Origin of the sequence: Brevundimonas denitrificans, assembly GCF_030160755.1 — a bacterium.
GTDB lineage: Bacteria > Pseudomonadota > Alphaproteobacteria > Caulobacterales > Caulobacteraceae > Brevundimonas > Brevundimonas denitrificans.
Genome location: NZ_BSOY01000104.1, coordinates 1 through 5,437 on the forward strand (window position 1 = coordinate 1; position 5,437 = coordinate 5,437).

At 69.4% G+C, this 5,437-nt stretch carries 5 protein-coding genes and 2 pseudogenes; 4 read left to right on the forward strand and 3 right to left on the reverse strand.

Features of this window, described 5'->3' with window-relative positions; all coding sequences use genetic code 11:
- Positions 1 to 182: pseudogene (locus QQJ79_RS14565) on the forward strand (DUF2155 domain-containing protein); the annotation flags it as partial.
- A gap of 65 nt (positions 183 to 247) precedes the next feature.
- On the opposite strand, the gene QQJ79_RS14570 reads toward QQJ79_RS14565, so the two are convergent.
- The 3 genes from QQJ79_RS14570 to QQJ79_RS14580 are packed head-to-tail and all read right to left on the reverse strand — an operon-like array spanning position 248 to position 3,108.
- Complete coding sequence (locus QQJ79_RS14570; RefSeq protein WP_284223646.1) at positions 248 to 1,564, reverse strand: PQQ-dependent sugar dehydrogenase; 1,317 nt, start codon at positions 1,562 to 1,564, stop codon at positions 248 to 250.
- 22 nt (positions 1,565 to 1,586) lie between these two features.
- Complete coding sequence (locus QQJ79_RS14575) at positions 1,587 to 2,135, reverse strand: lipocalin family protein (protein WP_284223647.1); 549 nt, start codon at positions 2,133 to 2,135, stop codon at positions 1,587 to 1,589.
- A gap of 58 nt (positions 2,136 to 2,193) precedes the next feature.
- Positions 2,194 to 3,108, reverse strand: coding sequence for a DUF1206 domain-containing protein (locus tag QQJ79_RS14580; RefSeq protein ID WP_284223648.1), 915 nt, complete (start codon positions 3,106 to 3,108; stop codon positions 2,194 to 2,196).
- A 236-nt stretch (positions 3,109 to 3,344) separates the two neighbouring features.
- Between QQJ79_RS14580 and QQJ79_RS14585 the strand changes: the two genes are divergently transcribed.
- The 3 genes and pseudogenes from QQJ79_RS14585 to QQJ79_RS14595 form a co-directional block, all read left to right on the forward strand.
- Complete coding sequence (locus QQJ79_RS14585) at positions 3,345 to 4,298, forward strand: ABC transporter ATP-binding protein (protein ID WP_284223649.1); 954 nt, start codon at positions 3,345 to 3,347, stop codon at positions 4,296 to 4,298.
- The gene (locus QQJ79_RS14590) at positions 4,295 to 5,071 is read left to right on the forward strand and encodes an ABC transporter permease (protein ID WP_284223651.1); all 777 of its coding nucleotides are present in this window, start codon (positions 4,295 to 4,297) and stop codon (positions 5,069 to 5,071) included. The genes QQJ79_RS14585 and QQJ79_RS14590 overlap by 4 nt, the downstream gene beginning before the upstream one ends.
- Before the next feature lie 98 nt (positions 5,072 to 5,169).
- Positions 5,170 to 5,437 (forward strand): annotated as a pseudogene (locus tag QQJ79_RS14595) (hypothetical protein); the annotation flags it as partial.

A 5,437-nucleotide genomic window follows, 5' to 3' on the forward strand; every position in this document is an offset into this window, starting at 1 on the left:
CGGCGGCTACGCCCCGCATCGCGACTCCCGCGCCGACCGTCCCGGCCGGCCCGCAGTCCTATACGCCCGCCCCGGCTGCGCCCTCGACCGTGACGCTGAACTCGGCGCCCGCAACCCCGGCGCCCGCGACGCCCGCGCCGGCTCCGACGCCTCCGGTGATCATCGTCGAACCGGTCGGCTGATCGCGTTTCGAACCTGACGAGAAGGCCCCGGCGGAGCGATCCGCCGGGGCCTTTGCCTGTCCGCGTCAGGCCGCCGGCGAAACCCGCCAGATCACATTGCCGACGTCGTCGGCCACCAGCAGGGCTCCCGCGCCATCGAACTGGACTCCGACGGGACGACCCATCGCCTGATCCTGTTCGTTGAGGAAGCCGGTCAGAATCTCTTCCGGCGGTCCCGCGGGAACACCCGCCGCGAACGGCACGAAGATCACGCGGTAGCCGTTTCGCGGCGTCCGGTTCCACGACCCGTGCTGGCCCACAAAGGCGCCGCCGCGATAACGGGCCGGAAACAGCCCGCCCTCGCCGAAGGTCAGACCCAGCGACGCCGTATGGGCGCCCAGGGCGTAGTCGGGCCGCAGCGCCCGGGCGACCATCTCCGGATTGCGCGGCTCGACCCGGGCGTCGACGATCTGCCCATAGTAGCTCCACGGCCAGCCGTAGAAGCCGCCGGGCGTCACCGAGGTCATGTAGTCGGGCACCAGATCGTTGCCGAGCTCGTCGCGCTCATTGACCGCGACCCACAGCTTGCCGCTGTCCGGCTGCCAGGCCAGACCCACCGGATTGCGCAGGCCCGAGGCGAAGACGCGATCGGCGCCGGTGGCGATGTCGATCTCGTGAATCGCGGCGCGGCCCTCTTCCTCGGCCATGCCGTGCTCGGCGATGTTGGAATTGGACCCGACCCCGACATACAGCCGCGTTCCGTCCGCGCTGGCGACGAGGCTCTTGGTCCAGTGGTGGTTGCGGCCGGCCGGCAGGGCGGCGAGCCGGCGCGCGGCCGCGGTGATGCGCGTCTGGCCGGTCTGATAGGGGAAGGCGACCACGGCGTCGGCGTTGGCGATGTAGAGCGTGTCTCCGACCAGCGCCATGCCGAAGGGCGAGGTCAGGTCTTCGAGAAAGGCGGTCCGCGTCTCGGCCACGCCGTCCCCGTCGGCGTCCCGCAGCAGGGTGATGCGGTTGGCGCTGGGCGCCCGGGCGCCCGCCTTCTTCATGAACAGCCCCTGGACCCAGCCGCGGATGCCGCCGGACTGGCCCTCGGGCTTGGGCGGGGCGTTCGTCTCAGCCACCAGGATGTCGCCGTTGGGCAGGCGGTACAGCCAGCGCGGATGGTCCAGGCCGCTGGCGAAGGCCTGGACGCGGAAGCCCGGCGCGGGCGTGGGCGCCCCGCCCGCAGGCCAGCCCACGGCCTCGGCCACCTTCACGGTCGGCACCCGCTGCGGCGACGGCTCGGGCAGGGTCGGATTGGGGCCGTAGCCGAGGGCGGGGTCGAGAGCGACCTCATTGCCGCCGCAGGCGGCGAGGGTGAACAACAGGGCCGAGGCGGCGATCAGGGGCAGGCGGGACATGACGTCCTCCAGGGGCGGCGGGTCAGAATTCGGGAAACTCCAGACGGCTGACGTCATACCCCAGCGCGGCGGCGCGCGCGACGAGGGCCTGGCGTTCCGCGGCGTCCGGGACCTCCCGGGTGTAGATCCACAGCTTGTCGAAGGTCGGATCGGCCGAGATGAACCAGCTGTAGTCCTCGGCGTGATCCAGCACCCAGTAGTCCCAGGTGATCAGGCCGCCCAGATAGCGGACCCGCAGTTTGGCGTTCACGCCCGGATCGAGGACCTCGCCCCGTCCGCCGATGGCCTTCTCCCGCCCTTCGGGCGTACCGACCTGGCAGGTGTCGCGCACATCCACGCGGGTGGGGCTGACCACGACATAGTTGGTGGCGCCGGCCACGCAGCCGTCCGTCAGCCGCATCGGCAGGCGGGCGATCTCCAGCCAGCGGCCGGCATAGAAGCGCTCCAGGTCGACGGCGCGGCTCGGGGCCGGCGCGCGCGCCTCATCCGGCGAGGGCGCCGTGATGCAGGCGGACGTCGACAGGCCGACGGACAGGACGGCGACGGCGGCGAGCAGGGTTCGCATGGACATGAACGTCTCCGGCGGAAGGGGAATAGCGCAGATACGCCCCCGGTTCCGGCCGGACGCGTCAGCTCAGCGGATTCAGGTCGTGCGGCGGCTGGATGCGGCGGAACCGGGCCTCGATGAAGGAGAAGGCGCCGAAGGCCATCAGCCCCAGGGCGGTGAAGGCCAGGATCCACGGCCCGCCCGGCTGGGCCTCCAGCCCGTCCAGGGCGTCGCCGAAGCTGCGCACCTCCGAGGCCCGGGAGCGCAGGCCGCCCATGACCACGAAGATTCCCAGCGGCACGAACGATACGCCCCGCGCCACATTGCCCGCCTTGGCCAGGGGCGCGACGCGGCGGCAGAGCCTGGCCGAGCAGGACAGCTTCCGGGTGAAATCCGCGCGCAGCCCGTTCACGATATTGCTGACGCCCGCGGCGATGATCCCCAGGCCGATGGCGATCAGCAGCCAGTCGCCGAACGGCAGGCTCAGCACCATGGCCGCCTTGTCCTGGTTGGCCGCCGTTTCGACCGCATTCGGATCGACCGGTTCCTTGATCAGCAGCCCGAAGGCGGAATAGGCCAGGATGCCATGGAACAGGCCGTTGCCGGCGTAACTGGCCCGTTTCATCAGCCCCTTCCACTTCGTGCCCGCGTGGTCGGCGTCGAACACCGCCTGCAATACGCACCACTGCACGAAGGCCAGCAGCCCCAGTCCCAGCAGGATCAGCCACAGGCGCCCGAGGGGCTGCTCGGCCAGCCAGAAGGTCGCCTCCTTTGACCCGGCCGCGTTGCGGATGCGGTCTGTGGCGGCCAGGAAGGTCAGCACTCCGGCCGACAGATAGACGAAACCGAGGGCCCCATAGCCGACCCGCGCGGCCCATTCGATCAGCCGGTCCAGCGCCGGCACGCGCCGCAGCAGGGGGGAGCGCTTGCGGCCCGCCGCGCCAAGGGCGGCGAGACGGCGGCGGATTTCATGGCGGGCGTCGGTGAAGGCGGTCACGCGGCGTCTGGGCTCCGGGGAACGGGGAGGCCCTGAAACACCCGGACGGGGCAAAGGCTCCGCTTCTCGGGATCGACGTCCGGGGCGGCGCGGCGACGCCATGGTCCACGCGGCCGTCCCCGGGATGGGCGTGGTCAACGTCAGGGCTCGGTCGGCGCAATCGTGAGGTCTTCGCCTTGAGCGCCGGGCGATCGGCGCCATATTCCCCTCGGCGACCGGATGTCGCAGGAGACGCCATGGCCCCGGTCATCGAAATCACGGGTCTGACCAAGACCTACAAGTCCGGGCTGCAGGCCCTCAAACCCATCGACCTGACCATCGGCAAGGGCGAGATCTTCGCCCTGCTGGGTCCGAATGGCGCGGGCAAGACGACGCTGATCTCGATCACCTGCGGCATCGTCACCCCGACCGCCGGCACGGTGACGGCCGACGGCCACGACATCCAGAAAGACTATCGGGCGGCGCGGTCGAAGATCGGCCTGGTGCCGCAGGAACTGACCACCGACGCCTTTGAAACGGTGCTGGCCACGGTGAGCTTCAGCCGCGGCCTGTTCGGCAGGGCGCCCAATCCGGCCTTCATCGAACAGCTGCTGCGCGACCTCAGCCTGTGGGACAAGCGCAACGACAAGCTCCGGACCCTGTCCGGCGGCATGAAGCGCCGGGTGATGATCGCCAAGGCCCTGAGCCACGAACCCGACATCCTGTTCCTCGACGAGCCGACCGCCGGCGTCGACGTCGAACTGCGCCGCGACATGTGGAACCTCGTGCGCGGCCTGCGCGACAAGGGCGTCACCATCATCCTGACCACCCACTATATCGAGGAGGCCGAGGAGATGGCCGACCGGGTCGGGGTCATCCTCAAGGGCGAGCTGATCCTGGTCGAACAGACCGCCACCCTGATGAAGAAGCTGGGCAAGAAGACCCTGACCCTGAACCTGCAGGAGCCGCTGGCCGCCGTGCCGCCGGAACTGGCCGAATGGTCGCCGACGCTGAAGGCCGAGGGAAACGAGCTGGAATACGTCTTCGATTCCAATCTCGAGAAGACCGGCGTGCCCTCGTTGCTGCGCAGGCTGTCGGACCTCGGCATCGCCTTCAAGGACCTGCACACCAGCCAGAGCTCGCTGGAGGACATCTTCGTCAGCCTGGTCCACAAGGACCGGGCCGGCGACCGGACGGGAGCCGCGGCATGAATTCCCTGACCTTCAACGGCCACGGCGTCTGGGCCATCTACAAATTCGAGATGGCGCGCGCCCTGCGCACCGTCTGGCAGTCGATCGTCACCCCGGTGATCACCACCGCCCTGTATTTCGTGGTCTTCGGTTCGGCCATCGGCAGCCGCATGACCGAGATCGACGGCGTGCCCTACGGCGCCTTCATCGTGCCCGGCCTGATCATGCTGAGCCTGTTCACCCAGTCGATCTTCAACGCCTCGTTCGGCATCTACTTCCCGAAATTCACCGGCACCATCTACGAGCTGCTGTCGGCGCCCGTGTCGCCGCTCGAGATCGTCATCGCCTATGTCGGGGCGGCAGCGACCAAGTCGGCGGTGCTGGGACTGATCATCCTCGCCACGGCGGCCCTGTTCGTGCCGTTGCGCATCCTCCACCCGATCGAGATGCTGGCCTTCCTGATCCTGATCTCGACCACCTTCAGCCTGTTCGGCTTCATCATCGGCATCTGGGCCGACGGCTTCGAACAGCTGCAGATGATCCCGATGCTGGTGGTCACGCCCCTGACCTTCCTCGGCGGCTCCTTCTATTCGATCGACATGCTGCCGCCGGTGTGGCGGACGATCACCCTGTTCAACCCGGTGGTCTATCTGATCTCCGGCTTCCGCTGGACCTTCTACGGCTCGGGCGACGTCGGCATCGGGGTCAGCCTGGCCGCCACCCTGGGCTTCCTGTTCGTCTGCCTGGCGGTCGTCAGCTGGATATTCCGCACCGGCTACCGGCTGAAGAACTGAGGTCTTCAGCCTGGGGCCACGAAACGGGCCAGATCGGCGGACACCTTGGCCCCTCGCCGCATTTGATGTAGCGCGCCTGATCCGGCGCGGGAGTTTTGATGCCCACCGACACTGACAAGAAGCTCAACGGCACGCCCGAGCCCTTCCGCCGCCCCGTGATCTGGGGCCGTCCGCCCGCGACCGTATTCCGCGCCGGCCCTCTGCCGAAAGGCGGCGGCCTGCCGCCCCTGCCCGAGCCGCCGCGCATGCAGCTGTCGCCGGGCATACTGACCGGCTCGATGATCCCGCGCGCCGCCCCGGCTCCGGCTCCGGCTCCGGCTCCGGCGCCGGTTCAGGCCGAGGCCCCGCGTGCCGCCCCGTCGATGG

What these genes read in the sequence shown, in the direction of transcription:
- QQJ79_RS14590 (WP_284223651.1), top strand. Translation starts at nt 4,295, where the DNA reads ATGAATTCCCTGACCTTCAACGGCCACGGCGTCTGGGCCATCTACAAA.
- QQJ79_RS14575 (WP_284223647.1), bottom strand. Translation starts at nt 2,135, where the DNA reads ATGTCCATGCGAACCCTGCTCGCCGCCGTCGCCGTCCTGTCCGTCGGC.
- QQJ79_RS14570 (WP_284223646.1), bottom strand. Translation starts at nt 1,564, where the DNA reads ATGTCCCGCCTGCCCCTGATCGCCGCCTCGGCCCTGTTGTTCACCCTC.
- QQJ79_RS14585 (WP_284223649.1), top strand. Translation starts at nt 3,345, where the DNA reads ATGGCCCCGGTCATCGAAATCACGGGTCTGACCAAGACCTACAAGTCC.